Source organism: Xanthomonas sp. NCPPB 2866 (assembly GCF_041475745.2).
Taxonomy (GTDB): Bacteria; Pseudomonadota; Gammaproteobacteria; order Xanthomonadales; family Xanthomonadaceae; genus Xanthomonas; species Xanthomonas arboricola.
This window is the reverse complement of sequence record NZ_CM192975.1, coordinates 3237477-3262660: the sequence shown is the minus strand read 5'-3', so window position 1 is coordinate 3262660 and position 25184 is coordinate 3237477. Positions and strand designations below refer to the sequence as shown.

Genomic DNA, 25184 nt, shown 5'->3' with positions numbered 1-25184 from the left:
TGGTGAGACGCTGGTCGACGCACACCGATCCGACCAATGCACCTCATGCACTGCTTGCAACCACGCACACCGACTCTCTCGACGGGTCCTTGCCCGCTCACCGTCGCGGGACCTTACGCGGCATGGATGCCGCGTAAGAGCCTACACGGACGTACTTGCGGCGTGTCCCGCGAGGGTGGGCGGGCAAGGGCCCTGCAGCGAAGCCGCAGATCAGCCGCTCTGCCTTGCGGCGTGTCCCGCGATGGTGAGCGGGCAAGAATCCTGTCGCCAACCCCAAGCCATCAACGCAACAGGGCGCGATTCGCATCGCGCCCTGTTGCGTTCCGACTCGCCACCTATCCGATCATCCGGTCAGCAGCAGCGAAAACCGCTCTTGCCGCCGTAACGCGCGTCCTGGCGCTCGCGGAAGAAGGTGGGGTAGTCCATCACCGGTTTGTCGGGGTGTTTTTCCAGCATGTGGCGCACGTAGTTGTCGTAATCGGGAATGCCGCAGCACAGGCGTGCGGTCTGGATCAGCCGCCGCCAGATGCGGCGATGCACCTGGTATTGGCTGGCGAGAACGAGTTGGGTGCCCATTACAGATCCGCCATCTGGTGTGGCTGCAAGGCCACGTACGGGGTTTCGCGGTCGCTACGTTGCGGATTGCGGCGCGCAATCACGATGGTCTTGATCGCGTAGATCAGGATCGAACCCACCACGAACAGGAACAGCACGGTCAGCCCGGTATTGACGTAGGCATTGGTGACGATCTGCTGCATCTGGGCCACCGTTTTGGCCGGCGCGGTGATGGTGTTGCTGGCGATGGCGTCCTGATACTTGTGCGCCTGCGCCAGGAAGCCCTGCGCCGGGTTGCTGTCGAAGATCTTGATCAGCCCCGCATAGGTGGTGCAGATCAGCAGCCACACCGCCGGCACCAGGGTGACCCAGGCGTAGCGGTCGCGCTTCATCTTGAACAGCACCACCGTGCCCAGCATCAGTGCGATCCCGGCCAGCATCTGGTTGGAGATGCCGAACAACGGCCACAGGGTCTGGATGCCACCGAACGGATCGATCACGCCGGTGTACAGCAGGTAGCCCCACAACGCCACGCAACCGGCGGTGGCGATGATGTTGGCCGCCCACGATTCGGTCTTCTTCAGCGCCGGGATGAAGTTGCCCAGCAGGTCCTGCAGCATGAAGCGGCCCGCACGCGTCCCGGCGTCCACGGCGGTCAGGATGAACAATGCTTCGAACAGGATCGCGAAGTGGTACCAGAATGCCATGGTGTCTTCGCCCGGCAGCAGCTGGTGCAGGATCTGCGCAATGCCCACCGCCAGGGTGGGCGCACCACCGGCGCGTGCCAGGATGCTGTGCTCGCCGATGTCGCGTGCCGTGGCTTCCAGCACATCGGGCGTGATCGCAAAGCCCCATTCGGACACCTTGGCCGCCACCGCCACCGTGTCGCTGCCGACCAGCGAAGCGGGGCTGTTCATGGCGAAGTAGATGCCCGGCTCGATGATCGATGCGGCCACCAGCGCCATCACCGCCACGAAAGATTCCATCAACATGCCGCCGTAGCCGATGTAGCGCATGTGGCCTTCATTGGCGAGCAGCTTGGGCGTGGTGCCCGAAGCAATCAGCGCATGGAAACCGGAAACCGCGCCGCAGGCGATGGTGATGAACAGGAACGGGAAGATGCCGCCCTTCCAGACCGGGCCGTCGCCGGTGGAAGCGAACTGGGTCAGTGCCGGCATCTTCAAATCCGGCATGACCACCAGGATGCCGATCGCCAGCGCCAGGATCGTGCCGATCTTGAGGAAGGTGGACAGGTAATCGCGCGGCGCCAGCAGCAGCCATACCGGCAACACCGACGCGACGAAGCCGTAGCCGATCAGCATCCAGGTGATCTGCTTGGCGGTGAAGGTGAACGCCGGGCCCCAGCTCGGATCCGCCGCCACCTTGCCGCCCAGCCAGATCGCGCCCAGCAGCAGGATCAGGCCGACCACCGAGATCTCGCCGATCTTGCCGACCCGGATGTAGCGCATGTACACGCCCATCATCAGCGCGATCGGCATCGTGGCGATGACGGTGAACATGCCCCACGGGCTTTCCGCCAGCGCCTTGACCACCACCATCGCCAGCACCGCCAGGATGATGATCATGATCAGGAAGGCGCCGAACAGCGCGATGGTGCCGGGCACCTGGCCCATTTCCTCGCGCACCAGATCGCCCAGCGAGCGGCCGTTGCGGCGGCTGGACAGGAACAGCACCACGAAGTCCTGCACCGCGCCGGCGAACACCACGCCGACCACCAGCCACAGCAGGCCGGGCAGGTAGCCCATCTGTGCGGCAAGCACCGGGCCGACCAGGGGCCCGGCACCGGCAATCGCGGCAAAATGATGGCCGAACAGCACATGCTTGTTGGTGGGCACGTAGTCCAGGCCGTCGTTGTTGGCCACCGCGGGCGTGGCGCGGGTGACGTCCAGCTGCATCACCTTGTTGGCGATGAACAGGCTGTAGAACCGGTAGGCGATCAGATAGATCGACACCGCCGCCACCACGATCCACAACGCGTTGATGTGTTCGCCGCGGCGTAGCGCCACGGTGCCCAGACAGAACGCGGCCAGCAGCGCCAGCGCGCCCCAGGCCAGCTTCGAGAACCCTTTCATGCATGCCCCTCAGGAACGATTCACCCAAGGGTCACCCTCTGCCCGCCCGGGGTCAATGGCGCCGTTCCGGGCCGGGGTAAAACTTTAGTTGTAGAGCGTCTTGGCGCCGCCTGCCGGATCGCGCGGCGGTGCCGGCGGGTTTTGGAACGATCGGTTGCGCCGGTCGCGGTTGGGCGGCGTGCCGGCTGCATCCATTATTCGGGCCAGTCATTCACGCAGGGAGAGGTCGATGAGCACCACCACCACCGCAGCGGCGCACGTGCTGCGCACCATCCGTGGCATGCCCGCCTCCGACGGTGCCGGAGTCAAGCTGACCCGCGTGATCGGCACCCAGCAGCTGCCGGACCTGGACCCGTTCCTGATGCTGGACGAGTTCGGCACCGACAAGGCCGAAGACTATCTGGCCGGGTTTCCCAGCCATCCGCACCGCGGCTTCGAGACGGTGACCTACATGCTGGACGGGCGCATGCGCCACAAGGACAACCACGGCAACGAGGGGCTGCTGACCCCGGGCAGCGTGCAGTGGATGACCGCCGGGCGCGGGCTGATCCATTCGGAAATGCCCGAGCAGGAATCCGGGCGCATGCGCGGCTTCCAGCTGTGGGTGAACCTGCCGGCGCGCGACAAAATGACCGAGCCCAAATACCAGGAGTACGCCCCGGAACGTATTCCGGTCGCCCAGCCGGCGCCTGGCGTCACGGTCAAGGTGATCGCCGGCGCGGTGGGCGAGGTGCGTGGCCCGATCGTGCAACCGGCCACCGAACCGGTGTACCTGGATATCGCATTGGCGCCGGATGCGGCCTGGGACTATGTAATGCCCAGCGGCCACAACGCGTTTGCCTACGCATTCGAAGGCGCGGTGACGGTGGGCGAGGGCAATGCCGCGCGTGTGCTGCCGGCGCAGGAACTGGCGGTGCTCGGTGGCGGCGAGCGCCTGACGCTGCGGGCTGGTGCAGACGGTGCGCAGCTGATCCTGGTGGCGGGCCGCCCGCTCAACGAGCCGGTGATGCGGCACGGCCCGTTCGTGATGAACACCAAGCAGGAACTGATGCAGGCCTTCGTCGATTTCCAGGAAGGCCGGTTTTGAGCCGGCGCGCTGCAGCCACCGCGGGATTAGCGGCATGAGTGACCGGCCTGTCAGTGTCAGCACCGGCGCGGTGCCGTACACCGTGAGCATCCATGATGGTCGGCATAGCTGGAGCGGCGACACCCAGCCGGCCAATGGCGGCGCCGACGCCGGGCCGGATCCGGAGTCGCAGGTGTTGGGCGCCCTGGGCGCCTGCACCGCGATCACGGTGTCGATGGTGGCCGCGCGCAAGCAGTGGCCGTTGACGGCGGTGCATGTGCATCTGTATTACACCCAGCGCGGCGCTGCGGGCACGCGGATCACGCGGCAGGTCGAGCTGGAAGGCACGCTGGACGATGCGCAGCGTTCGCGCCTGCTGGAGGTGGCCGACAAGTGCCCGATCCATCGCCTGCTCACCGGCGAGGTGCGGATCGAGACGGCATTGCAGGGCGACGGCGACGCGTCATCTGCGGCGGCGGACGTCTGAAAGCGCAGGCGAGCCGCATGCGGGTGCTCCGCCGGCTCGCCTGAAAGACCGCGTCAGGCGAGCCGGCCCTGGCGCGTCACGACCGCTTGCCTCAGCGCTGCAGTGCCAGGCTGGCCGGCTGCAGGTCCATGTTCTGCACCAGCGACTGCATCGAGGCCAGTTCCTCGCTGTTGGCGCCGTCGATCCATAGCTGCGCGTAGCGCTTCTTGCCCAGCTCGACCACGGTGACGCGGCGCGACTCCATGCCCGGCAGCTCGCGGCCGCCCAGGTCGAGCTTGTACCAGTAGAACTCCTCCTGCTGGATCTGGCCTTTCTCCGCGCGTCGGTCGCGCGCCAGCGTCATCGCCGGGTCGCGGGTGGTCAGCATCACCCCGACCACCTGGCGACCGTCGGCAGTCATGGCCTTGCAGACCAGATAGTCCGCGCCTGCAAGCTCGCTCCACTGCAGCCCGGAGGCTGGCGGTAGCGGCGGGCAGACCGGTGAGGTTTGGGCGTGAACGGTGGCGGCGGCCAGCAACAGGCTCAGGCCGACAAGGCAGGATGCGGACTTCATTCAAGTGTTCCCCGGCGTTGGATGTCTGCGCAGGGACAGCGTCGTCGCGCGTGTCGCCGCATCAGCCCGTGCGCTCCCCGCCCGGCTGTGCCCGCACGCAACCTGTCCCCAACCTATGGGGACATCACTACCACAGGTGTGGCTGCAAGCTCAAGCGCAATTCGCAGACTGGGCTGCAATCGGTCGTGCACACCGGCACTTCCGTTTCGAGACCTGGGTGGGTTGCGCGGCGCTCGCGCGACAGCCTGCGGTCAGGGGTAGTTGACCGGTTTGGGGGCCGGGGTTTCCGGCAGCGGAATGAATTCCTTGTCGTCGCCGGGAATGCTGCCGAAGCGACCGGCCTGCCAGTCGTGCTTGGCCTGCTCGATGCGCTCCTTGGAGCTGGAGACGAAGTTCCACCACAAGTGGCGCGGGCCATCCAGCGGCTCGCCGCCGAGCAGCATCGCCTTGAGCGGCGTCCTGGCGCGCAGGCGCCCGCGGCTGCCGGGCGAGGGCACGATCAGGTGGCGCGCGGGCACATCGGCGCCATCCAGCTGCGCCTCGCCTTCCAGGATGTAGAGCGCACGTTCGGCATGGCCGGTGTCCAGGTCGATCTCCGCGTCCGGCTGCAGATCCAGCGCGACATTGAGCGTGCCGCTGAACACCTGCACCGGCGATTCCTCGCCGTACGCACGACCGGCGATCACGCGCAGCCAGACGCCATCGCGGCGTTGCTGCGGCAGGCTGGCGGCGGCGTGGTGATGGAAGGCGGGCGCGGTTTCCTCGGCCGAGCGCGGCAGTGCGATCCAGGTCTGCATGCCGTGCAGCGCATGCGTGCGGGCGCGCTCGGGGCCGGGCGTGCGCTCGGAGTGGGCGATACCGCGGCCGGCGGTCATCCAGTTGACGTCGCCGGGGCGGATCACCTGGTCCGAGCCCAAGGTGTCGCGGTGGCCGATCTCGCCGGACCACAGGAAGGTGACCGTGGCCAGGCCGATATGCGGATGCGGACGCACGTCGATGCCGTGATCCGGCTCCAGCACCGCCGGGCCCATGTGGTCGACGAACACGAACGGGCCGACGCTGCGCGCCTGCAGCGTGGGCACGGCGCGGCGGACTTCCAGCCCGCCGATGTCGTGCACGCGGGGAGCGATCAAGGTGGTCATGGCGGCGGCTCGCGGTGGCTGGAGTGGTCGCCAGCTTTGCATGCGCGCACGCGGCCGGGCGAGCGCTCCACCAAGACAGATCGTCCCGGAGGCAGTGTCACGTACGAGGCGGGCGACGTGTTTTCAAGGGCGAGCGGTGCATGCCGCGCGATGGCAGTCGAGCCGCGTGCAGCGATGTGCTGCATTGATGGGAGGAATGAAATCTTTCGCGACGATGACGTGCCTTGTCGCAGCAAGCATCACCGCTCGGTTGCGAAAGAGTTCGCGCCGGTATCGCTAGCGCCGATGCGCGCCGTGCCTGAATGCCGCGCGTTGGAACGTCGTTGCATGGCGCGCTGGCGGCCAGCGCGGGCGCGCCGAGCTCGTTCGTCGCGGACGACGGCTGCAGGCACGCAGCAGGTCGATCGCGATTGACCGTCGCGCGCTAGAACAGTTGTGCGGGCGCCGTGGTGTCCATGGCGATCTCGCCGCGCCGCGAGGCCAGCCGATCGGCCAGGCGCGTGGGCTCGGGCAGGCGATAGGCGCGCAGGGTACGCAGCGTCCAGTCGAGCGCGCCCTGCATCGAGACGCGATGGCCAGGCGAGACGATCAGCGGATTGCAGCGCAGCTTGCTGCGCAACGCCCAGCCGATCTGCGTGCCGCCCAGCAGGATCGGGCTGTGGTCGCCGCACTCGGGTCCCGGCTCGACGAAGCTGCCTGCCAGGCGTTGCTTGGCCACGCCGATGCTGGGCAAGCCGGTCACCACGCCAAAGTGCGCGGCGATGCCGAGCTTGCGCGGATGCGCGATGCCCTGGCCGTCGATGAAGACCAGATCGGGCGGGCGCGAGAGCAGTGCCAGCGCCTGCAGCAAGGCCGGCAGCTCGCGAAAGCTGAGCAGCCCCGGTACGTAGGGCATCGAGGTGGGCACGCGCGCGACATGCGTTTCCAGCGGCAGCAGCGTGTCTGCATCCAGCAGCACCGCGGCTGCGCGTGTGGTCTGGCCGTCGTCTTCGAAGCCGACGTCGAAGCCGGCGAGAAGCTGCGGTGTTGCGCCGGCCTGGTCCTGCAGCACCACGCGGTGTGCCAGTTGCTGTTGCAACTGTCGCGCCTGGATGACGCTGCCATCCCAACCGGCAAAGACGGGATCGATCGTTTGCATGGCTGCAGCATCGCGCGCCGGGCGTGGCGGTGTCGTGCACGCCTGCGATGCGCTGGCTGCCGTTACAATCGCAGGCTGATCGGCCCCCAATCGGAGAACCGTAGTGACCCGCAAACTCGTACTGCTGCGCCATGGCCAGAGCCAATGGAACCTGGACAACCGTTTCACCGGCTGGGTGGATGTGGAACTCACCGAGCAAGGCCGCCAGGAAGCCGCTGCGGCCGGCAAGCTGATGAAGGACGAAGGCCTGCAGTTCGATGTGGCGCACACCTCGGTGCTCAAGCGCGCCATCCACACGCTACAGGGCGCGTTGAAGGAACTCGACCAGGACTGGTTGCCGGTGTCCAAGAGCTGGCGCCTCAACGAGCGCCACTACGGCGGCCTGCAGGGGCTGGACAAGGCCGAGACGGCAGCCAAGCACGGCGAAGAACAGGTCAAGATCTGGCGCCGTTCCTACGACATCCCGCCGCCGGCGATGGACGTCAACGATCCGGGGCATCCGTGTCACGACCGCCGCTATGCCACCCTGGACCGCAATGCGTTGCCGGGTACCGAGTCGCTGGCGACCACGCTGGTGCGCGTGCTGCCGTACTGGCACGACGCGATCGCACCGCAGTTGAAGGCCGGGCAGACCGTGCTGGTGACCGCGCACGGCAACTCGCTGCGCGCGCTGTACAAATACCTCAACGATGTCTCCAACGAGCAGATCCTGGAGCTCAACATCCCGACCGGCATCCCGTTGCTGTTCGAGCTGGACGACAACCTGCAGGTGCAAAGCTTCCGCTATCTGGGCGACCCGGAAGCGGCCAAGCGTGCCGCCGAAGCGGTGGCCAACCAGGGCAAGGCGAAGTAATCGCCGCATCCGCCGGCTGCGCTGCGTGCATGGCGCGCAGCGTGGCGTGGGTTTCGCAATGCGCGCTTGAACGAGGCGTGCGGGTTTGACACGCAGGCGGCGCCTGTTCGCGGATCGAACGGGTACCGCAGGACCGCATGCGTGTGTTCTTGCAGGGGAGACATGATGTCCAGCAAGCGTAATAGGCAACAGATGAGTGCCACCTACTGCCGCGCATATTTGGTCACGTTGGGTTTGCTGTTGGCCGGTGGCAGCGCTGCGTTCGCGGTGCTGGCCTGGGGCAGCGTGTCCGCCTCGGCGATCGGCGTGGCGCTGCTGATCTGCGTCATGGGTGTGGCGCTGCTGATGTTCGGTTTCCTGGGGCCGTCGCGGCAGATGGAATCCTGGGCGGAGGCAGCGTCCGGGCATGAGGTCGCGCTGGTGATGATGGCACTGGCGTATCCGGTGTATCTGTTGATGGCGCCGGTGTATGCACGTAAATGATGGCAGTCGATGGCGCGCTGCTGCGCTGGACTGCTGGGTGATTTCCGCGGCGGTAGATGGCGCTGGCACGCGCGTGCCCAGCTGACGGGCAGTGTCTTGTCGGTCGTTGTGCGTTCTTCGATAAGGCGCGGCACCGGACGTCAGGGCGTTGCGGTGCCGTTGCGATGATGGTGTGGTTGGTGTGTCTGCGCTGATTGCCTACTTTTTTGACTGCGTCCGACGCGGTCGTCTGCCTTGGAGAATGGAAAGATGTTGAGCAAATTCGCGCCACTGTCGCTTGCGGTGGCCATCGCGGTGACGCTCGCGGCGTGCGGCAGTTCCGACGACAGCGCCAAGCCGGCACCGGCCGCAACGCCGGCCGCACCGACCAGGGTGGATGTGTCCAAGCTCGATGCACCGATCGTGGCCTTCGGCATCAACGATCTGGATCCGGCCATCAACGCGTGCCAGGACCTCAACGGCTTCGTCAACGCCAAGTGGCTCAAGGCCAATCCGGTGCCATCGGACCGCACCAGCTGGGGCAGTTTCGAAGTGCTGGCCGAGCGTTCGCTGACCATCCAGCACGCGCTGGTGGAGCAACTGGCGCGCGGCAACCTGTCGGCCGGCTCGGTGGATGCCAAGATCGCCGACCTGTGGCGCACCGGCTCGGACGAAGCGGCGATCGACAAGGCCGGCATCACGCCGCTGCAGCCGCAGCTGAAGGCGATCGATGCGCTGACCGATGCGCCGTCCATCGCCGCGTGGTTGCGCGACAGCTATGCCAAGGGCCAGGGCTTCGTGTTCTCGTTCGGCGCCAATGCCGACTACAAGAATTCCGAGCAGATGATCGCCTACGCAGGCCAGGGCGGTCTGGGGCTGCCGGAGAAGGGCTATTACACCGATCCGGCGCAGGCCAAGATCCGTGAGCAGTACGTGGCCTACATCGCGCGCGTGCTGGAATTGTCCGGCGTTGCGCCAGCGCAGGCGGCAACCCAGGCCAAGGCGGTGATGGCGTTCGAAACGCGCCTGGCCAATGCCTCGCTGTCGCGCATCGAACTGCGCGACCCGGCCAAGCGCTACAACCCGGTCGATGTGGCCGGCGCCAATGCGGTCACCCCGCATTTCGACTGGCAGGCGTTCTTCAGCGCGCTCAAGGTGCCGGCCGGGACCTTCTCGCTGAGCCAGCCGGGTTACTTCGCCGAGCTCGATGCGATGCTGGCCGACACGCCGGTGGATACCTGGAAGGCCTACCTGCGTTTCCACAGCGTGGATGAGGCAGCGCCGTACTTGGCCAAACCGTTCGAGCAGGCCAACTTCGATTTCTATGCCAAGACGCTGCGTGGCCAGCAGGACATGCTGCCGCGCTGGAAGCGAACCTTGAACGCGGTCAACGAGGCGATGGGCGAGGCCCTGGGCCAGTTGTACGTGCAGTCTGCGTTCCCGGCCGAGTCCAAGCAGCAGATGCAGCAACTGGTGCAGAACCTCTCGGCGGCGCTCAAGGCGCGGCTGGAAAAACTCGACTGGATGAGCGCGGAAACCAAGCAGCGCGCGCTGGAAAAGTGGGCCAGCTTCACGCCCAAGATCGGCTACCCAGACCAATGGCGCGACTGGTCGGGCCTGGAAACCCGTGGCGATGGCTTCCTGGCCAACATGCAGGCCGCGCAGGCGTTCAACTACCGCTACATGCTGGACAAGATCGGCAAGCCGGTCGACAAGCGCGAGTGGCATATGACCCCGCAGACGGTCAATGCGTACTACAACGCCACGCGCAACGAGATCGTGTTTCCGGCGGCGATCCTGCAGCCGCCATTCTTCGATCCCAAGGCCGACCCGGCGTTGAACTACGGCGGTATCGGCGCGGTGATCGGGCACGAGATGATGCATGGCTACGACGACTCGGGCAGCCAGTTCGATGCCAAGGGCAACTTCGATACCTGGTGGACCGATGCGGACCGCAAGCTGTTCACCCAGCGCACCGATCAGCTGGTGGCGCAGTTCGACGGCTATGAGGCGATTCCCGGCGTACATGTCAAAGGCAAGCTGACCCTGGGCGAGAACATCGGCGACCTGGGCGGGCTCACCGTGGCCTACGACGCGCTGCAGATGGCGTTGCAGGAACAGCCCGACGCCGGCAAGGACATCGACGGTTATACCCAGGACCAGCGCTTCTTCATGAACTGGGCCACGGTGTGGCGCCGCAACTTCACCGACGGCGAACTGCGCGTGCGCCTGAACACCGATCCGCATGCGCCGGCCAATTTCCGCGCCAATGGCGCGCCGTCGAACATGCCGGCATTCGCGCAGGCATTCCAGTGCAAGCCCGGCGATGCGATGGTGCGTGGGGACAAGCAACGCGTTGCGATCTGGTGATCGGCGCAACTGCAGCACGTGCGGTTGCGACCGCGCGTGCTGCAGTTGCCGCGTTTTAGCGGCTTTGTAGAGCCTGCTTGCGGCTGCGTCTGCACATCGGGCTGCCTATGCAGCGTCTAGACTGCCGCGCTTCGACCGGCGGGGAGCGGCAGTGACAAGGCGAAAGATCTTCAAGGCGATCGCGATCGGTGTGCTGATCCTGGTGCTGGGCAGCGTGCTGTCGTTGTACGGATACGGGCGCTTTGCCGATCGTCAACGCGGTGCGGTGAGCCATGCGCTGCCTGCCACGGCGATCGCCACGCCGATCGATCGGGTCGTCGCGCCGCTGCAGCAGGCACATGCCGGCCAGACCGGCATGGTGATCCTGCCCGACAATGTCGACGCGTTTGCAGTGCGCGCGCTCACCGCGCGTGCGGCCGGGCGCAGCCTGGATCTGCAGTACTACATCTGGCATGCGGACTTCACCGGCAACCTGCTGCACAACGAGCTGCTGCATGCGGCCGATCGCGGCGTGCGCGTGCGCCTGCTGCTGGACGACATGAACATCCACGGCAGCGATTCGGTGCTGGCGGCGCTGGACAGCCACCCGCTGATCGAGATCCGGCTGTTCAATCCCACCCGTGCGCGCGAAGGCACGCTGATGCGCGGCGTGGAGATGGTGCTGCGCATGTTCAGCATCAATCGGCGCATGCACAACAAGGCCTGGATTGCCGATGGCCGGATGGCGGTGGTGGGTGGCCGCAATGTCGGCGACGAGTATTTCGATGCGGCGCGCGACACCAACTTCATGGACATGGATGCGGCATTGATGGGGCCGGCCGTGGGCCAGGCCGAGCAGGTCTTCGATGCGTACTGGAACAGCCCCAATGCCTTGCCGCTGGACGCGCTGGTGACCGCACGGCCGCAGGCACTGGATGCGTTGCGCGGCAGTCTGGACGCCGGCCTGGCATCGGCACGCGCGCATCCCTACGTGGAGCGGCTGCGCCAGTCGCCGAGCGTGCAGGCCCTGACGCAGGGCCAGCGCCAGGTGCACTGGCTGGAGCAGGCGCGCATCGTCTCCGACCCGCCGGAAAAGGCCGAAGGCGCACCACCGCAGGCGGACTGGATGACGCCAATCCTGATCGGCGAGATGGCGCGTGCGCAGCGCGAGCTGAAGGTGATCTCGCCGTACTTCGTGCCGGGCGAGGAAGGCATGCGCTGGATCGGCCAGTTGCGCCGGCGCAATGTGCGCGTCAGCGTGTTGACCAATTCGCTGGCGGCAAACGACGTGGTTGCCGTCCACAGCGGTTACGCCGGTTACCGCGTGCCCTTGCTCACCCAGGGCGTGCGCCTGTACGAGCTCAAGCCGATGGGCAAGCCGGACGGCAGCCTGTTCGGGTCCAGCGGGGCCAGCCTGCACACCAAGGCTTTCGTGGTGGACGACAGCAGCGGCTTCATCGGCTCGTTCAATCTGGATCCGCGCTCGATGAACCTCAATACCGAGATGGGCCTGCTGTTCGACGATCGCGCAGTGGCCGCGCAACTGGAACAGGTCTACAACCGCAAGATCGGTGCGCCGGTGAGTTACCGCGTGACCCTGGAGCAGGGCGAGTTGCGCTGGCACGACGATGCGGCGCAACCGCCCGAGGTGTGGTCGCAGGAGCCGGCAGCCAGTGTGTGGCGGCGTGGCGCGGCGACGGTGATGGGCTGGTTGCCGCTGGAGTCGCAGTTGTAGTTCCGCGGCGCGCGCGTGCAGCGCGCTACTGCAGCTGTGTCACGATCTCGCGCGCCATCGCGCCCAGCGGCAGGATGCGGTCGGCGCCGCCGCGTTTGATCGCTTCCTTGGGCATGCCGAATACGATGCTGGTGTGCTCGTCCTGCGCCACCGTGCGCGCGCCGGCCTGACGCATTTCCAGCAGCCCGGCGGCGCCGTCGTCGCCCATGCCGGTCATGATGATGCCCAGCGCATTGCTGCCGGCCGCACGTGCGGCCGAGCGGAACAGCACATCCACCGACGGCCGATGCCGGTTGACCGGCGGGCCTTCCATCACTTCGACAAAGTATTGCGCGCCACTGCGGCGCAGCAGCAGATGCTTGCCACCGGGCGCGATCAGTGCGCGGCCCGGCATCACCCGGTCGTTGTTGGCCGCTTCCTTCACTGCGATCTGGCACAGGCCGTTGAGGCGCGCGGCGAAGGCGGCGGTGAATTTCTCCGGCATGTGCTGCACGATCACGATGCCGGGGCAGACGCGCGGCAAGGCGGTCAGCACTTCTTCCAGCGCCTGGGTACCGCCGGTGGAGGTGCCGATGGCGACGATGCGCTCGGTGGTCTGCGCCAGCGCGCGCCCGCTTTGCGCCGGCAGGATCACATCGGCGGTGTGCTTGACCTCCGCTTCCAGCGGCGCTGCGGCAACCCGCGCGGCCAGCCGTTTGACGTTGGCGCGTGCGGCGCTGCGCACCGTATTGACCAGTTCCTCGGCCGAGTCGGTGAGGAACTGCTTGAGCCCCAGTCGCGGCTTGGTCACCACGGCCACCGCACCGGCGGCTAGGGCGTCCATGGTGACGCGTGCGCCTTTTTCGGTGAGCGTCGAACAGATCACCACCGGGGTGGGGCGCTCGCTCATGATCTTGCGCAGGAAGGTGATGCCGTCCATGCGCGGCATTTCCACATCCAGCACGATCACGTCCGGCCATTGCTTGCGCATCTTCTCGATCGCCAGCAACGGGTCGGCCGCGGTGGCGATGACCTCGATGTCGGCCGCGTCGTTGAGTACGCCCACCAGCACCTGGCGCACCACCGCCGAGTCGTCGACGACCATGGCCTTGATGGGACTGGGGCTGGCGGCAGGGCGGTTGAGGGCTATCGACACGGCGGATCCTTGGCTCAGGCCTTGCGGAAGATCGAGGGTGCCACCTGGACCAGATCGATGTCGAGTTCGCTCAGGCTTTCCGAATGACCGATGCAGAAATATCCGCCCGACTTGAGGTTGGACAGCACGCGCAGGATGACCTCGCGCTTGGTCTGGCCGTTGAAATAGATCATCACATTGCGCAGGAAGATCGCATCGAAGCTGCCCAGCATCGGCAGGGCCGTGTTGAGGTTGGCATGCACGAACTTGACCCGGTCGCGCAGGCGGCGCTCCACCAGCAAGGTGCCGTCGTACTCGCCCTGACCACGCAGGCAATAGCGCTTCAGATACGCCTGCGGAATGCCGTCGATACGTTGCAGCGCGTAGTGCCCGGTGCGCGCCTTGGCCAGCACGCGGGTGCTGATGTCGCTGCCGACTACTTCGAACGGCCGCCCCTGCAAGGCGTCGTCCAGCACCATCGCCATGCTGTAGGCCTCTTCGCCGCTGGAGCTGGCCGCGCTCCAGCAGCGGAACGGCAGGCCGCCGCGATGTTCGCCGGCCAGCTTGCGCAGCAACTCGAAGTGCTTGGGCTCGCGGAAGAAGTAGGTCTCGTTGGTGGTCAGCAGATCGATCGCGGTCTGGATCTCGGCGCGGTCCTGGCGGCTTTCCAGCAATTGCAGGTACTGCGTGTAATTGCTGAACTGGTGTTCGCGCAGGCGCTTGCCCAGGCGGCCGCACAACATGGCCTTCTTGCCCGAGGAAATGCTGATGCCGGCCGCTTCGAAGATGAAGCGCTGGAAGCGGCCGAATTCCTGTTCGGTGATGGCGGTGGCCGTGCTCATGTCAGGCGACATCCGCATCGCTGGGCAGTGCGTTGCCGCACAGGCGGGCGATGCGCACGGCGTGTTCGCGCCACCATTCCGACAGCATCGGCCCGGGCATCGGCGAGCCCATCAGGTAGCCTTGCGCCAGGTCGCAGCCCAGCTCGCGCAGCAGGCGCCAGTCGTCCGGGGTTTCCACCCCTTCGGCCACGGCGGTGAGGTCGAGCCGGTGCGCCAGTTCCAGCGTGGATTCGAGTACGGTGCGCTGGCTGCGGCTGCGATGGGCGGCATGCACGAAGCTGCGATCGAGCTTGAGTTCGGTGAAGGGAATGCTGGCCAGGCGCTGCAGCGAGGAAAACCCCGTGCCGTAGTCGTCGATCGACAGGCCGAAACCATGCAGGCGCAGGCGCGCCAGCATGCTCAGGGCATTGGCTGGCTCGACGATGGCGCTTTCGGTGAGTTCCAGCACCAGATCGGCAGGGCTCAGGCCGTTGTCGCTCAGCTTGCCGCATAGCTGTTCGAGAAAGCCCTGCTCACTGAGCAGGTTGGGCGACAGGTTCAAGGCCAGGCTCAGCTCGAAGCCTTCTGCGCGCCAGTCCACCAGCTGCGCAACCGCCAGGTCGATCACCTGCTGGGTCAAGGCATGGATCAGGCCTTCGCGTTCGGCCAGCGGAATGAAGCGCTCCGGCCCGATCATGTCGCCTTGCGGGCGGCGCCAGCGCGCGAGTGCTTCCACACCGCGCAGGCGGCCATCCCTGAGATCGAGCTTGGGTTGGTAGGCCACGCGGATTTCGCCGCGGCGCATGGCCCGGTCCAGCCGCGATGCCGCCGCGCCACCGCTGGACATCAGCGGCGATATCGCCGGCTGTGCAAACGCAGGCGCGTTCGTGGCCAGCCCCGGTTCGCACTCCAGCACATTGGCCAGGTCCTGCAGATGCATCGGCTTTTCGATGCCGCCGAGCACGCGCACGCCGGCACTGCGGCTGAGCTGCATCACTGCATCGATCAGGGCGCCGCCGCGCTGCGAGACCACCACCACCGGCACGCTGTACTTGCCGCGTGCCAGCGCATCGAGCAGCTGCACGCCGTCCATGCCCGGCATTTCCAGATCGATCAGCAGCAGCGATGGTGAAATCGCACTGCCCAGCCAGGCCAGCGCGGCGTGGCCGTCGACCGCGCCATCGACCGCGACGGCGCCGAGCTGGCGGCACAGCGCCATCGCGTGTTCGCGCTGGACCACGCTGTCGTCGACGACCAACACGGGGCCGTCCAGCGCGCAGCTGCAGGAGAGAAGGGTGGGGCGCATGGGAGTCCTTGCGTGCATGCTGGACATGTCAGGCTGCCAGCTCGGCGACAGGCAGCTGGGCGAGTGCGTCGTTGCCCAGCACCGCGTCGGCATCGAGCAGGATCACGAAGCGCTCGCCGATCCTGGCCATCGCATGGATGCATTCGCGTGCGATGCCGGCGCCAAAACTGGGGGCGCCGGCGATGGCGTCGGGTGCGATTTCCAGTACTTCGCTCACCGCGTCCACCAGCAGGCCGAGCACCTGATGCGTCTGGCCATGGGCGATCTCCACGATCACGATGCAACTGCGCTTGGTGATCGCGCTGGCGTCGCGGCCGAAGCGTTGCTGCAGATCCACTACCGGCACCACCGCGCCGCGCAGGTTGATCACGCCGCGCAGGGCCGGCGGCATCATCGGCACATCGGTGGGCGCGCGGTATTCGATGATTTCCTTGATGCCGAGGATGCCCAGGCCGAACATCTCCGTGCCCAGCAGAAAGGTCAGGTATTGCTGCGGAGCCGTCGATGACGGCGCAACGGTGCGTGTGGTGGTGATGGCTGCGCTGTGCGGTTGCATCGTCGTTTCCTCAGAAGCTGGCGAACTGCGATTCGTCGATCGCATCGGCGGTGGTCGCCACCGCGCTGATCTGGCGCACGTTGCTGCGACGCGGCGGTGCGCTGACCGCGCTGCTGCTGCCATGCGTTGCGATCCGGCGCGGGCCAGGCTTGCTGCTGGTCGACGCCGCCGCACGCGAGCCGTTTCCGAGCCGGAAGAAGCCCATCAACTGCTGCAGCTGTTCGGCCTGCGCGCTCATTTCCTCCGAGGTGGCGGCCAGCTCTTCGGCATTGGCCGCGGCCGACTGCGTGGTCTGGTTCAACTGGCCGACGGCGGTGTTGATCTGGCTGACGCCCGCAGTCTGTTCTTCGGAGGCGGCGGCGATTTCCTGCACCAGGTCGGAGGTGCGGCGGATCGAGGGCACCATCTCGCCGAGCACGCGGCCGGCGCTTTCGGCCAGGTCCACGCTGGAGCCGGCCACCTCGCCGATCTCCTGCGCGGCGATCTGGCTGCGCTCGGCCAGCTTGCGCACTTCCGCTGCGACCACCGCAAAGCCCTTGCCGTGTTCGCCGGCACGCGCGGCCTCGATGGCGGCATTGAGCGCCAGCAGATTGGTCTGGTAGGCGATGTCGTCGATGATGCCGATCTTCTTGGCGATGTCCTTCATCGCCACCACGGTGGCGCGCACGGTGTCGCCGCCGTCGGCGGCTTCGCTGGCGGCCTTGGCGGCCATGCTGTCGGTGACGCGCGCGTTCTCGGTGTTCTGCGCGATGGAGGCGGTCATCTGTTCCAGCGAGGCGCTGGTCTCTTCCACGCCGGCAGCCTGTTCGCTGGCGGCCTGGGCCAGCGCCTGCGCGGTGGCGCTGACCTGTTCGGAGGCGCTGGCCAGGTTCTCGGCGTTGCGGTTGACCTCATCGACGATCTCGGTCAGCCGGCTCATGGTGGTGTTGACGTAGCGCTGCATGTCGGCGAACGCGCCTTCGTAGCGGCCTTCCACGGTGTGGGTGAGGTCGCCGTCGGCCATTGCGCCCATCACCTGGATCACTTCGGAAATGCTGCGCAGGTTGCCGCGCGCACGCTCCACGGTGTCGTTGATGAAGGCCTTCTTGCCCGGCAGCTGCGCCAGCGGTGCCTCGAAGTTGCCGCGGCCGAACTCGGCCACCACGCCCATCGCCAGTTTCTTGACTGCGATATGCGCGCCCACCATCTGGTTGATGCCGGTGGCCATGCTGCGGAAATCGCCGTCGAAGCGACTGCTGTCGATCACCACGTCGATGTCGCCGGCCTCGTGCTCGGCCGACATGTGGTTGATCTCGGCGATCAGGCCGGTGAGGTTGCCGCGCACCTGTTCCAGGGTTTCGTTGATGAAGCGCTTCTTGCCCGGCAGCAACGGCAGCTGCGCGGTGAAGTTGCCGCGGCCGAATTCGGCCACGCAGGCGATGGCCTGCTTCTTGACCGCGATGTGGCTGGCCACCATCGCATTGATGCCTTCGGCCATGCGGCGGAAATCGCCGCTGAAACGCTGGTTGTCGATGACCACGTCGATATCGCCGGCGTCGTGCTCGGCCGCCATGCGGTTGACCTCGGCGACCATGCCGGTGAGGTTGCCGCGGATCTGCTCGACGATCTCGTTGATGAAGGCCTTCTTGCCCGGCAGGCGTTCCAGCTCGGCGGAGAAGTTGCCGCGGCCGAACTCGGCCACGCACGCCATGGCCTGCTTCTTGACCGCGATGTGGCTGGCGACCATGCGGTTGATGCCTTCGCCCATGGTGCGGAAGTCGCCGTCGAAACGCGCCACGTCGATGCGTGCATCGATCTCGCCGGCATCGTGTTCCTGCGAGACGCGATTGATCTCCTCGTTGACGTGGGCGATGTTGCCTTGCACCTTGCGCAGCGCACGCAGCACCTCGCAGGCCTGCTCATCGCGCAGCTGCGGCAAGGCGACGGCGAAGTTGCCGCGCGCGAAGGCATCCAGCGTAGTGGTGGCAAGCTGCAGCGAGCCGGTCGCGATGCGGATCGCATGGAACAGCAACGCGCCGCTGACGAGCGCGGCCAGGACGCTGGCGGCGAGCAGGGCGCCGTGCGACAGCGTCAGCGCAAAGCCGGCGACCACCACCACGACGGGCAAGGCGAGGGCGAGGGCGGCGGTGAACCACAACTGCGTGGCGATCGGGAGACGGTGTGACATGGCGGCAGCTTCCTGGGCTCAGGGAACAACGAATGACGCGGTGATGTGGGGAGTGCTGGTGTGGTGACTCAGGCCGCCAGGGCGTCCTGGTTTGGATGCAATTGCTGCAGCAGGCTGGGCACATCGAGAATCAGCGCGACATCGCCGCTGCCCAGGATGCTCGAGCCACTGATGCCCTTGACCTGCGCGAAGACCTTGGACAACGGCTTGATCACGGTCTGCCATTCGCCCAGCAAGGTGTCCACGACCAGGCCGAAGCGCTGGGCGCCCTGGCGGATCACCACGATGCTTTCGCGCGCCGGCGTCCTGCCGCCAAGCGCGAACAGTTCGCGCAGGCGCACATACGGCAGCACGCTGCCACGCAGGTCGATGTAGTCGCTGGCGTAGTCGGGGGTGAACTCCACGCATTCCTCCACCACGTCCAGCGGCACCACGAACACCGACTTGCCGACGCCGACCTGGAAGCCGTTGATGATGGCCAGCGTCAGCGGCAACCGCACCGAGATGGTGGTGCCCACGCCGGCGCTGCTGTCGATTTCCACGGTGCCGCGCAGCGCGGTGATGTTGCGCTTGACCACGTCCATGCCGACGCCGCGCCCGGACAGGTTGGTGACCTTTTCGGCGGTGGAGAACCCCGGCTCGAAGATCATCGCGAACACCTCGCGGTCGCTGAGCTGGCGGCCCGGCTCGATCAGGCCGCGTTCCAGCGCCTTGGCCAGGATGCGGTCGCGGTTCAGGCCGCCGCCGTCGTCGGTGATCTGGATGACGATGCTGCCGGAGTCGTGATACGCGTTGAGGCCAACGGTGCCGCGTGCGGGCTTGCCGCGCGCCACGCGCACGTCCGCCGGTTCGATGCCGTGGTCCATGGCATTGCGCACCAGATGGGTGAGCGGGTCGCCGATCTTTTCCACCACCGACTTGTCCAGCTCGGTGTCCTCGCCGGCCACCACCAGCGCGATGTCCTTGCCGAGTTCGCGCGCCACATCGTGCACCACGCGCTGGAAGCGGCTGAAGGTGCCGCCGATCTTGACCATGCGCAGTTGCAGGGCGCTTTCGCGTACCTCTTCCACCAGGCCGGCCAGGATCGAGGCCGATTCCAGCAACTGCGCGTCGCCGGTGCGCTGTGCGTTGGCATTGGTGCCGGCCACCGCGATGATCAGTTCGCCGACCAGATCGATCATGCGATCGAGCTTGTCGGCATCGACGCGGATCGAGCGCGCGTCGGGGTTGCGTGCGCCGGTGTCCTGCGGCGCGCGTGCCGGCGTTGCGGCCGGGACGGCAGCCAGCGCGCCGACCACCGGCGCGGCAGCCACGACCGGCTCGCTGGCAGGCACGGCGCTGGCGTCCATCGGTGCCGGCACCGAGAGGATCTCCAGGTCGCAGTCCTCGCGCACGAACTCGAACACGTCCTCGATCGCGGCACGGTCGGCATCGCTGCGCAGCAGGATCTGGAAGCCCAGGTAATTGGCTTCCGGATCGAGCGCTTCGAAGCTCGGCAGCTGGCTGACGTCGGTGCTGATCGACTCGACCGAGCCCAGCCCGCGCAGGTTGCGGATCAGCTTGAGCGGCGAGTTGCCGTAGCGCAGCGCGTCGGCGAACAGTTTCAGCGTGATGCGCCAGTAACCGCTCTGTTTTTCCGGGGTGCTGTGCTGGATGGCGGAGGCGGTGACACCGCATGCGCTGGCCTGCAGGTAGGTCTGCAGTTGTGCCAGCAGGGGGTCGGCCTCTGCCGCCAGTGCGTCGGCATCGGCGTGAGCGGGGTCGGCGGCGGTTTCCACCAGGGCATGAATATGGTCGCAGCACACCAGCAGCAGCGCGATCAGTTCCGAGCTCAGCGTCAGCGCATCGTCGCGCACCAGGTCCAGCACGCTTTCCACGACATGGGTGAAGCCGACCAGCTGCGGCAGATCGAACAGGCCGCCCGAGCCCTTGATGGTGTGCGCCGCACGGAAGATCGCGTTGACCGCATCCGGCGAGGACTCGCCACGCTCGGCTTCGAGCAGGTGACGTTCCATGTCTTCGAGCAGGTCCCGGCTCTCGGCCAGGAAGGTCTGCATCAGCTGGTTCATATCCATACGCGTTGCCGGTCCCTTAGTGAATGCGTTCGCCGATACCCGCAACCGCATGCGGGTACAAGGCTTCGAGCAGGCCGAGCAGTTCGATCACATCGACCACCGCGCGGCTGGAGTCGGTCAGCGAAAACGGCCGGCCGTCGGCCTGGATCGCCTGCTTGGTCGCCAGCAGCAACTGCAGGCCGGTGGTGTCGATCTCGCTGACCGCCCCCAGGTCCAGGTGCAACCCGCCCGGATGCAGCAAGGCCGGCTGCAGCAGCGGCTTGAGTTCGGCAGCACGACGGATGGTCATCTCGCCTTCCAGGGCGAGCGTCAGCGGCGCGGGTAGATCGGACAGTGGCGTGTTCATGGATGCCTCAAGCGATGCGGTGGCGCACGGATGCGTGCCTGACGCGGAAAAGGTCGCTCCGGCGCGGGGTCGCATGGGCAGCTCTGCACACGGCGATCACGTCGGTCCATGCAGGTATCGGCGCGCGGCAGGAATATTTAGGCCAAATTCACCGCGGTGACGGATTTGCGAAACCCATCACTTCCCGCGTATTAACTGCTCAGCTTTGTCGCAAGCAGACTCAGGAAGCCGGTGTCCCGGACAGTCGTGCAGGACACCGCGCTACCTTTCAGCCGACTTCTTCACTCGCTGCGTCGGGCGCATGTGCGTGACCGCAGCGGGGAACACGCATGAAACAGGCAACATGGGACGGCGCCGGCATCGTCTGCGGCGTTGGGCGTTAGTGAAAATGCCGCATCGGCTTGGATTCGCAGCGGCCCCCGCCTGCGACGCGCTCGACGCATCCTTGCGTCCTGCACGGTCCAGCACGCTGCGTAAAGCAGGCGCAACCGCCCGGCGCGCGCTTCTACCTGGGTGCGAGCATCGTCAGCAGGCCGCGTGCGGCGTTGAAACGGTCCGCGCCTTCCGGCAGCGGCAGCTTGATGCGCAGTTTGTCCGGGCCGTCCATGGTGTAGATCTTGGGCTGCTTCTGGATCATCTGGATCACCGCGACCGGGTCGATCGCCGGTTTTGCCTCGAAGACCAGCCGGCCACCGTTCTCGCCCAGGTCCAGCTTGCGCACACCCAGCGCATTGGCCTGCAGCTTGAGCTCGGCAATCGCGAACAGGTGCTTGACCGGGTCCGGCAGCAGGCCGAAGCGGTCGATCATCTCCACCTGCAATTCGCGCAGCGCATCGGCATCGCGTGCGCTGGAGATGCGCTTGTACAGCGTCAGGCGCGTGTGCACGTCGGGCAGGTAATCCTCGGGAATCAGCGCGGCCACATGCAGCTCGACCTCGGCGCCGCGGACCTCCTCGCCGGCATCCAGGTCCGGCAGCTTGCCCTGGCGGATGCTGCGCACCGCGCGTTCCAGCAGCTCGGTGTACAGGCTGAAACCGACCTCGGCCATCTGCCCGCTCTGGTCTTCGCCCAGCAGCTCGCCGGCACCGCGGATCTCCAGATCGTGGGTGGCCAGGGTGAAGCCGGCGCCGAGCTCGTCCATGGAGGCGATCGCCTCCAGGCGCTTTTCCGCATCGGAGGTCATCGAGCGACGATCCGGCACCACCAGGTACGCATAGGCGCGGTGATGCGAGCGGCCGACGCGGCCGCGCAGCTGGTGCAACTGCGCCAGGCCGAAGCGGTCGGCGCGATTGATGATGATGGTGTTGGCATTGGGGATGTCGATGCCCGATTCGATGATCGTGGTCGACAGCAGCACATTGAAGCGCTGCTTCTGGAAGTCGAGCATCACCCGCTCCAGCTCGCGCTCGGGCATCTGCCCATGCGCGATACCGATGCGCGCCTCCGGCACCAGCTCGGACAGCTCGCGCTGCATACGCACGATGCTTTCCACATCGTTGTGCAGGAAGTACAGCTGCCCGCCGCGACTGAGCTCGCGCTGGAAGGCCTCGCGCAGCAGCGCGTTGTCCCAGGCGGTGATGAAGGTCTGCACCGCCAGCCGGTTCGGCGGCGGGGTGGCGATGATCGACAGGTCGCGCAGCCCGGCCATGGCCATGTTCAGCGTGCGCGGGATGGGGGTCGCGGTGAGCGTGAGCAGATGCACGTTGGCGCGCATCGCCTTCAGCGCTTCCTTTTGCCGCACGCCGAAGCGCTGCTCTTCGTCGACCACGACCAGGCCCAGGTCCTTGAACTTGACGTCCGGCTGCAGCAGCCGGTGCGTGCCGATGATGACGTCGATCTCGCCGCTGGCGACCTTCTCCAGCTCGGCCTTGATCTCCTTGGTGCTCTTGAAGCGCGACAGCACTTCCACCTTCATCGGGTAATCGGCGAAGCGGTCGCGGAAGTTGCGGTAATGCTGCTCGGCCAGCAGCGTGGTCGGCACCAGCACGGCGACCTGCTTGCCGGCGCTGGCGGCGGCAAATGCGGCGCGCACGGCCACCTCGGTCTTGCCGAAGCCGACGTCGCCGCAGACCACGCGGTCCATCGGCTGGCTGCTGCCCAGATCGCGCAGCGTCGCATCGATGGCCGCCAGCTGGTCGCCGGTTTCCTCGAACGGAAAGCCGGCCGCGAACGGCTCGTACATCGCCCGGTCCACCTGCAGCGCCAGGCCGGCACGCGCGCGTCGGCGGGCCTGGATTTCCAGCAGTTCGGCCGCCACGTCGCGGACCTTTTCGGCCGCCTTGCGCTTGGCCTTGGTCCATTGCTCGCCGCCCAGCGAATGCAGCGGCGCGGTCTCGGCCGATGCGCCGGAATAGCGGCTGATCAGATGCAACTGCGCCACCGGCACATACAGCCGGTCGCCCTTGGCGTATTCGATTTCCAGGAACTCGCCGGGCATGCCGCCGGCGTCGAGCACGATCAGACCGCGGTAGCGGCCCACACCGTGGTCCTCGTGCACGATCGGCGCGCCTTCGGACAGCTCGCCCAGATCGCGGATGATCGCTTCCGGCTCACGTCCGACCCGGCGGCTGCGGCGCGGCTGGTTGGCGCGCTCGGGAAACAGCTGGCGCTCGGTCAGCACCGCAATCTGCGGGGCGTCCAGCGCAAAGCCGTCTTCCAGCGGCGCCACGGTGATACCGAAGCGCAGCTTGGGCGCGGCCAGGAAGGCGGGCAGGTCGGCGACCACCTCCGGCTTCAGCTGCGCGGCGGCCAGCACTTCCATCAAGGCTTCGCGCCGGCCGGCGGTATCGGCGGCCACCAGCACGCGGCCAGGGTAATGGCCCAGGAACGAGGCCAGCGCCTGACCGGCCGGGGCGTCTTTTGCCGCCACCGGCAGCGGCGGCAACGGCTGGTCGCCCAGCGCGGCGGCCTCGTCGATGCGCGGATGGTCGCTGGCCCAGACTTCGATGCGCGCCAGCTTGTTGAGCCGCTCGCGCAGTGCGTCCGGCGACTGATACAACTCGTCCGGCGTCAGCAACGGGCGCTCCACATCGTGGCGGCGTTGCTCGTAGCGGTCCTGCGCCTGCGCCCAGAACGTGTCCGCCGCATTGGAAACGCCGGTGGCGACCAGCGGCAGCACGCGCTTGTCCAGATAATCGAACAAGGTGGCGGTCTTGCTGAAGAACATCGGCAGGTAATACTCCACCCCCGACGGCGCCAGCCCCGATTTCAGATCCTGGTACAGCGCGCTGCGCCGGGTGTCCACGTCGAAACGCTCGCGCAGGCAGGCCAGCACACGCTCCACGCTGGCATCGTCCATCGGCACTTCGCGGCCGGGCAGCAGCTTGACGGCCTCGACCTTGTCCAGCGAGCGCTGCGATTCCGGGTCGAAGGCGCGGATCGAGTCGATATCCTCGTCCAGCAACTCGATCCGCAACGGCGTGGCTTCGCCCATCGGGAACACGTCGAGCAGGCCGCCGCGCACTGCAAAATCGCCCGGGTCCATCACCTGCGGCACGTTGCGGTAGCCGGCGCTTTCCAGGCGGCGTTTTTCTGCATCCAGATCCAGCCGCTGGCCGACCTTGAGATCGAAACTACCGCCGACGATGTAGCTCAGCGGTGCCAATTGCTGCATCAGCGTCTGCACTGGCACGATCACCACGCCACGGCTCAGTGCGGGCAGCCGATGCAGTGCGGCCAGGCGCTGGCTGATGATCTCCGGGTGCGGGCTGAACTGGTCGTAGGGCAGGGTTTCCCAATCGGGAAACGGCACCACCGGCAGCGTCGCGTGCTCGCCGAGCAAGGCATGCAGATCCGCCTCGATCTGATGTGCGCTCTGGTTATCGCGGGCGATCACCAGCAGCGGGCCGGCATGCGCCTCGGCGGCGCGTGCGATCGACCAGGCCAGCGCAGTCGGCGAAGACGGAGCGCGCCAATAGGCGCGGAGCTGGCCGGACTTGGGCAGCGGCGGAGAGGGGAAGGTGGTTGGCGACGGCATCAGCCGGCAATTTTATCAGAGCCCCCACCGCGGCCGGTCCATCTGGCGTGAAAAGCGGCGTCGGGCCACCTGCGCCGCGTTGATCGGATGTGCGGCGCTCTCGCCATCTGCATACCGACCATCCCGACAGATCAACAATCAAAGCCAGGTGAGTCGAGGGTGCGGCGTCCTCACCGCTCGCGGGACACGCCGTGAATCCGTCCGTGGAGGCTCGGTGGCGGCATCCGTGCCGCCACACGGTCCCGCAATCGGCGAGGACACCGCACCAGACAGTTGGTCGGTTGTTTGAAAAGCTGGTCCGCTGCACTGGCTTTCTTGCGAAAACGAGCGGACACGTTCTTGCCTGAGACCGTGCTGCTCGCAGTATGCGGACCGACCATCCCGACCGGT

General features: G+C 66.8%; 19 protein-coding genes. 6 read left to right on the top strand and 13 right to left on the bottom strand.

Annotated elements, in window-relative coordinates:
* Nucleotides 1-351: 351 nt before the first annotated feature.
* On the bottom strand, nucleotides 352-576 hold the full coding sequence (locus ACCQ04_RS13935; RefSeq protein WP_016904074.1) for a YbdD/YjiX family protein: 225 nt from the start codon (nucleotides 574-576) through the stop codon (nucleotides 352-354).
* Complete coding sequence (locus tag ACCQ04_RS13930) at nucleotides 576-2648, bottom strand: carbon starvation CstA family protein (RefSeq protein WP_226427222.1); 2073 nt, start codon at nucleotides 2646-2648, stop codon at nucleotides 576-578. The genes ACCQ04_RS13935 and ACCQ04_RS13930 overlap by 1 nt, the downstream gene beginning before the upstream one ends.
* A gap of 229 nt (nucleotides 2649-2877) precedes the next feature.
* Between ACCQ04_RS13930 and ACCQ04_RS13925 the strand changes: the two genes are divergently transcribed.
* Together ACCQ04_RS13925 and ACCQ04_RS13920 are read left to right on the top strand one after the other, a co-directional pair.
* Complete coding sequence (locus ACCQ04_RS13925; protein WP_184613420.1) at nucleotides 2878-3735, top strand: pirin family protein; 858 nt, start codon at nucleotides 2878-2880, stop codon at nucleotides 3733-3735.
* A gap of 34 nt (nucleotides 3736-3769) precedes the next feature.
* On the top strand, nucleotides 3770-4201 hold the full coding sequence (locus ACCQ04_RS13920) for an OsmC family protein (protein WP_226427221.1): 432 nt from the start codon (nucleotides 3770-3772) through the stop codon (nucleotides 4199-4201).
* A 91-nt stretch (nucleotides 4202-4292) separates the two neighbouring features.
* On the opposite strand, the gene ACCQ04_RS13915 is transcribed toward ACCQ04_RS13920, so the two are convergent.
* The 3 genes from ACCQ04_RS13915 to nfi all read right to left on the bottom strand — a co-directional run bounded on the left by ACCQ04_RS13915 (nucleotide 4293) and on the right by nfi (nucleotide 7034).
* Nucleotides 4293-4754, bottom strand: coding sequence for a hypothetical protein (locus ACCQ04_RS13915; protein WP_054592994.1), 462 nt, complete (start codon nucleotides 4752-4754; stop codon nucleotides 4293-4295).
* A gap of 251 nt (nucleotides 4755-5005) precedes the next feature.
* Entirely contained in the window at nucleotides 5006-5896 is an 891-nt protein-coding gene (locus ACCQ04_RS13910) for a pirin family protein (RefSeq protein WP_104553971.1), read from the bottom strand.
* 424 nt (nucleotides 5897-6320) lie between these two features.
* Nucleotides 6321-7034 carry a deoxyribonuclease V gene (gene nfi, locus ACCQ04_RS13905; protein ID WP_226427220.1) on the bottom strand — a complete coding sequence of 238 codons (714 nt, stop codon included), beginning with the start codon at nucleotides 7032-7034 and terminating at the stop codon, nucleotides 6321-6323.
* Nucleotides 7035-7137: 103 nt separating this feature from the next.
* Here nfi and gpmA point away from each other — a divergent pair, with 103 nt between their 5' ends.
* The 4 genes from gpmA to ACCQ04_RS13885 all read left to right on the top strand — a co-directional run bounded on the left by gpmA (nucleotide 7138) and on the right by ACCQ04_RS13885 (nucleotide 12433).
* Nucleotides 7138-7887: a 2,3-diphosphoglycerate-dependent phosphoglycerate mutase gene (gpmA, locus tag ACCQ04_RS13900; RefSeq protein WP_016904068.1), complete on the top strand. Its 750-nt coding sequence runs from the start codon at nucleotides 7138-7140 to the stop codon at nucleotides 7885-7887.
* 165 nt (nucleotides 7888-8052) lie between these two features.
* Nucleotides 8053-8370, top strand: a complete 318-nt coding sequence (locus tag ACCQ04_RS13895; protein ID WP_226427219.1) for a hypothetical protein — start codon at nucleotides 8053-8055, stop codon at nucleotides 8368-8370.
* A gap of 249 nt (nucleotides 8371-8619) precedes the next feature.
* Nucleotides 8620-10719, top strand: a complete 2100-nt coding sequence (locus ACCQ04_RS13890) for a M13 family metallopeptidase (RefSeq protein ID WP_226427218.1) — start codon at nucleotides 8620-8622, stop codon at nucleotides 10717-10719.
* A gap of 151 nt (nucleotides 10720-10870) precedes the next feature.
* The gene (locus tag ACCQ04_RS13885; RefSeq protein WP_104609052.1) at nucleotides 10871-12433 is read left to right on the top strand and encodes a phospholipase D family protein; all 1563 of its coding nucleotides are present in this window, start codon (nucleotides 10871-10873) and stop codon (nucleotides 12431-12433) included.
* Between the two features lie 25 nt (nucleotides 12434-12458).
* On the opposite strand, the gene ACCQ04_RS13880 is transcribed toward ACCQ04_RS13885, so the two are convergent.
* The 8 genes from ACCQ04_RS13880 to mfd form a co-directional block, all read right to left on the bottom strand.
* Complete coding sequence (locus tag ACCQ04_RS13880) at nucleotides 12459-13586, bottom strand: protein-glutamate methylesterase/protein-glutamine glutaminase (protein ID WP_026064711.1); 1128 nt, start codon at nucleotides 13584-13586, stop codon at nucleotides 12459-12461.
* Nucleotides 13583-14389 (bottom strand): CheR family methyltransferase, encoded by an 807-nt coding sequence (locus ACCQ04_RS13875; RefSeq protein WP_016904063.1) that lies wholly within the window; start codon nucleotides 14387-14389, stop codon nucleotides 13583-13585. Before ACCQ04_RS13875 ends, ACCQ04_RS13880 begins: the two co-directional genes overlap by 4 nt.
* 1 nt (nucleotide 14390) lies before the next feature.
* The gene (locus tag ACCQ04_RS13870) at nucleotides 14391-15674 is read right to left on the bottom strand and encodes an EAL domain-containing response regulator (protein WP_039519918.1); all 1284 of its coding nucleotides are present in this window, start codon (nucleotides 15672-15674) and stop codon (nucleotides 14391-14393) included.
* 28 nt (nucleotides 15675-15702) lie between these two features.
* A complete protein-coding gene (locus tag ACCQ04_RS13865; protein ID WP_226427217.1) occupies nucleotides 15703-16230 on the bottom strand; it encodes a chemotaxis protein CheW in 528 nt (175 codons plus the stop codon).
* A gap of 10 nt (nucleotides 16231-16240) precedes the next feature.
* Nucleotides 16241-18397, bottom strand: coding sequence for a methyl-accepting chemotaxis protein (locus tag ACCQ04_RS13860; RefSeq protein WP_226427216.1), 2157 nt, complete (start codon nucleotides 18395-18397; stop codon nucleotides 16241-16243).
* Between the two features lie 68 nt (nucleotides 18398-18465).
* On the bottom strand, nucleotides 18466-20472 hold the full coding sequence (locus tag ACCQ04_RS13855) for a chemotaxis protein CheA (protein WP_102581329.1): 2007 nt from the start codon (nucleotides 20470-20472) through the stop codon (nucleotides 18466-18468).
* 16 nt (nucleotides 20473-20488) lie between these two features.
* On the bottom strand, nucleotides 20489-20818 hold the full coding sequence (locus ACCQ04_RS13850) for an STAS domain-containing protein (protein WP_016905011.1): 330 nt from the start codon (nucleotides 20816-20818) through the stop codon (nucleotides 20489-20491).
* Between the two features lie 505 nt (nucleotides 20819-21323).
* Nucleotides 21324-24794 (bottom strand): transcription-repair coupling factor, encoded by a 3471-nt coding sequence (mfd, locus tag ACCQ04_RS13845; RefSeq protein ID WP_166770708.1) that lies wholly within the window; start codon nucleotides 24792-24794, stop codon nucleotides 21324-21326.
* Nucleotides 24795-25184: the final 390 nt, after the last annotated feature.

Excerpts from the sequence above, each read along its gene's own strand:
- nfi (WP_226427220.1), bottom strand. The coding sequence starts at position 7,034 with ATGCAAACGATCGATCCCGTCTTTGCCGGTTGGGATGGCAGCGTCATC.
- ACCQ04_RS13925 (WP_184613420.1), top strand. The coding sequence starts at position 2,878 with ATGAGCACCACCACCACCGCAGCGGCGCACGTGCTGCGCACCATCCGT.
- ACCQ04_RS13870 (WP_039519918.1), bottom strand. The coding sequence starts at position 15,674 with ATGCGCCCCACCCTTCTCTCCTGCAGCTGCGCGCTGGACGGCCCCGTG.
- ACCQ04_RS13935 (WP_016904074.1), bottom strand. The coding sequence starts at position 576 with ATGGGCACCCAACTCGTTCTCGCCAGCCAATACCAGGTGCATCGCCGC.
- ACCQ04_RS13915 (WP_054592994.1), bottom strand. The coding sequence starts at position 4,754 with ATGAAGTCCGCATCCTGCCTTGTCGGCCTGAGCCTGTTGCTGGCCGCC.
- ACCQ04_RS13850 (WP_016905011.1), bottom strand. The coding sequence starts at position 20,818 with ATGAACACGCCACTGTCCGATCTACCCGCGCCGCTGACGCTCGCCCTG.
- ACCQ04_RS13930 (WP_226427222.1), bottom strand. The coding sequence starts at position 2,648 with ATGAAAGGGTTCTCGAAGCTGGCCTGGGGCGCGCTGGCGCTGCTGGCC.
- ACCQ04_RS13910 (WP_104553971.1), bottom strand. The coding sequence starts at position 5,896 with ATGACCACCTTGATCGCTCCCCGCGTGCACGACATCGGCGGGCTGGAA.
- ACCQ04_RS13855 (WP_102581329.1), bottom strand. The coding sequence starts at position 20,472 with ATGGATATGAACCAGCTGATGCAGACCTTCCTGGCCGAGAGCCGGGAC.
- ACCQ04_RS13920 (WP_226427221.1), top strand. The coding sequence starts at position 3,770 with ATGAGTGACCGGCCTGTCAGTGTCAGCACCGGCGCGGTGCCGTACACC.
- ACCQ04_RS13875 (WP_016904063.1), bottom strand. The coding sequence starts at position 14,389 with ATGAGCACGGCCACCGCCATCACCGAACAGGAATTCGGCCGCTTCCAG.
- ACCQ04_RS13890 (WP_226427218.1), top strand. The coding sequence starts at position 8,620 with ATGTTGAGCAAATTCGCGCCACTGTCGCTTGCGGTGGCCATCGCGGTG.
- mfd (WP_166770708.1), bottom strand. The coding sequence starts at position 24,794 with ATGCCGTCGCCAACCACCTTCCCCTCTCCGCCGCTGCCCAAGTCCGGC.
- ACCQ04_RS13865 (WP_226427217.1), bottom strand. The coding sequence starts at position 16,230 with ATGCAACCGCACAGCGCAGCCATCACCACCACACGCACCGTTGCGCCG.
- ACCQ04_RS13895 (WP_226427219.1), top strand. The coding sequence starts at position 8,053 with ATGTCCAGCAAGCGTAATAGGCAACAGATGAGTGCCACCTACTGCCGC.
- ACCQ04_RS13860 (WP_226427216.1), bottom strand. The coding sequence starts at position 18,397 with ATGTCACACCGTCTCCCGATCGCCACGCAGTTGTGGTTCACCGCCGCC.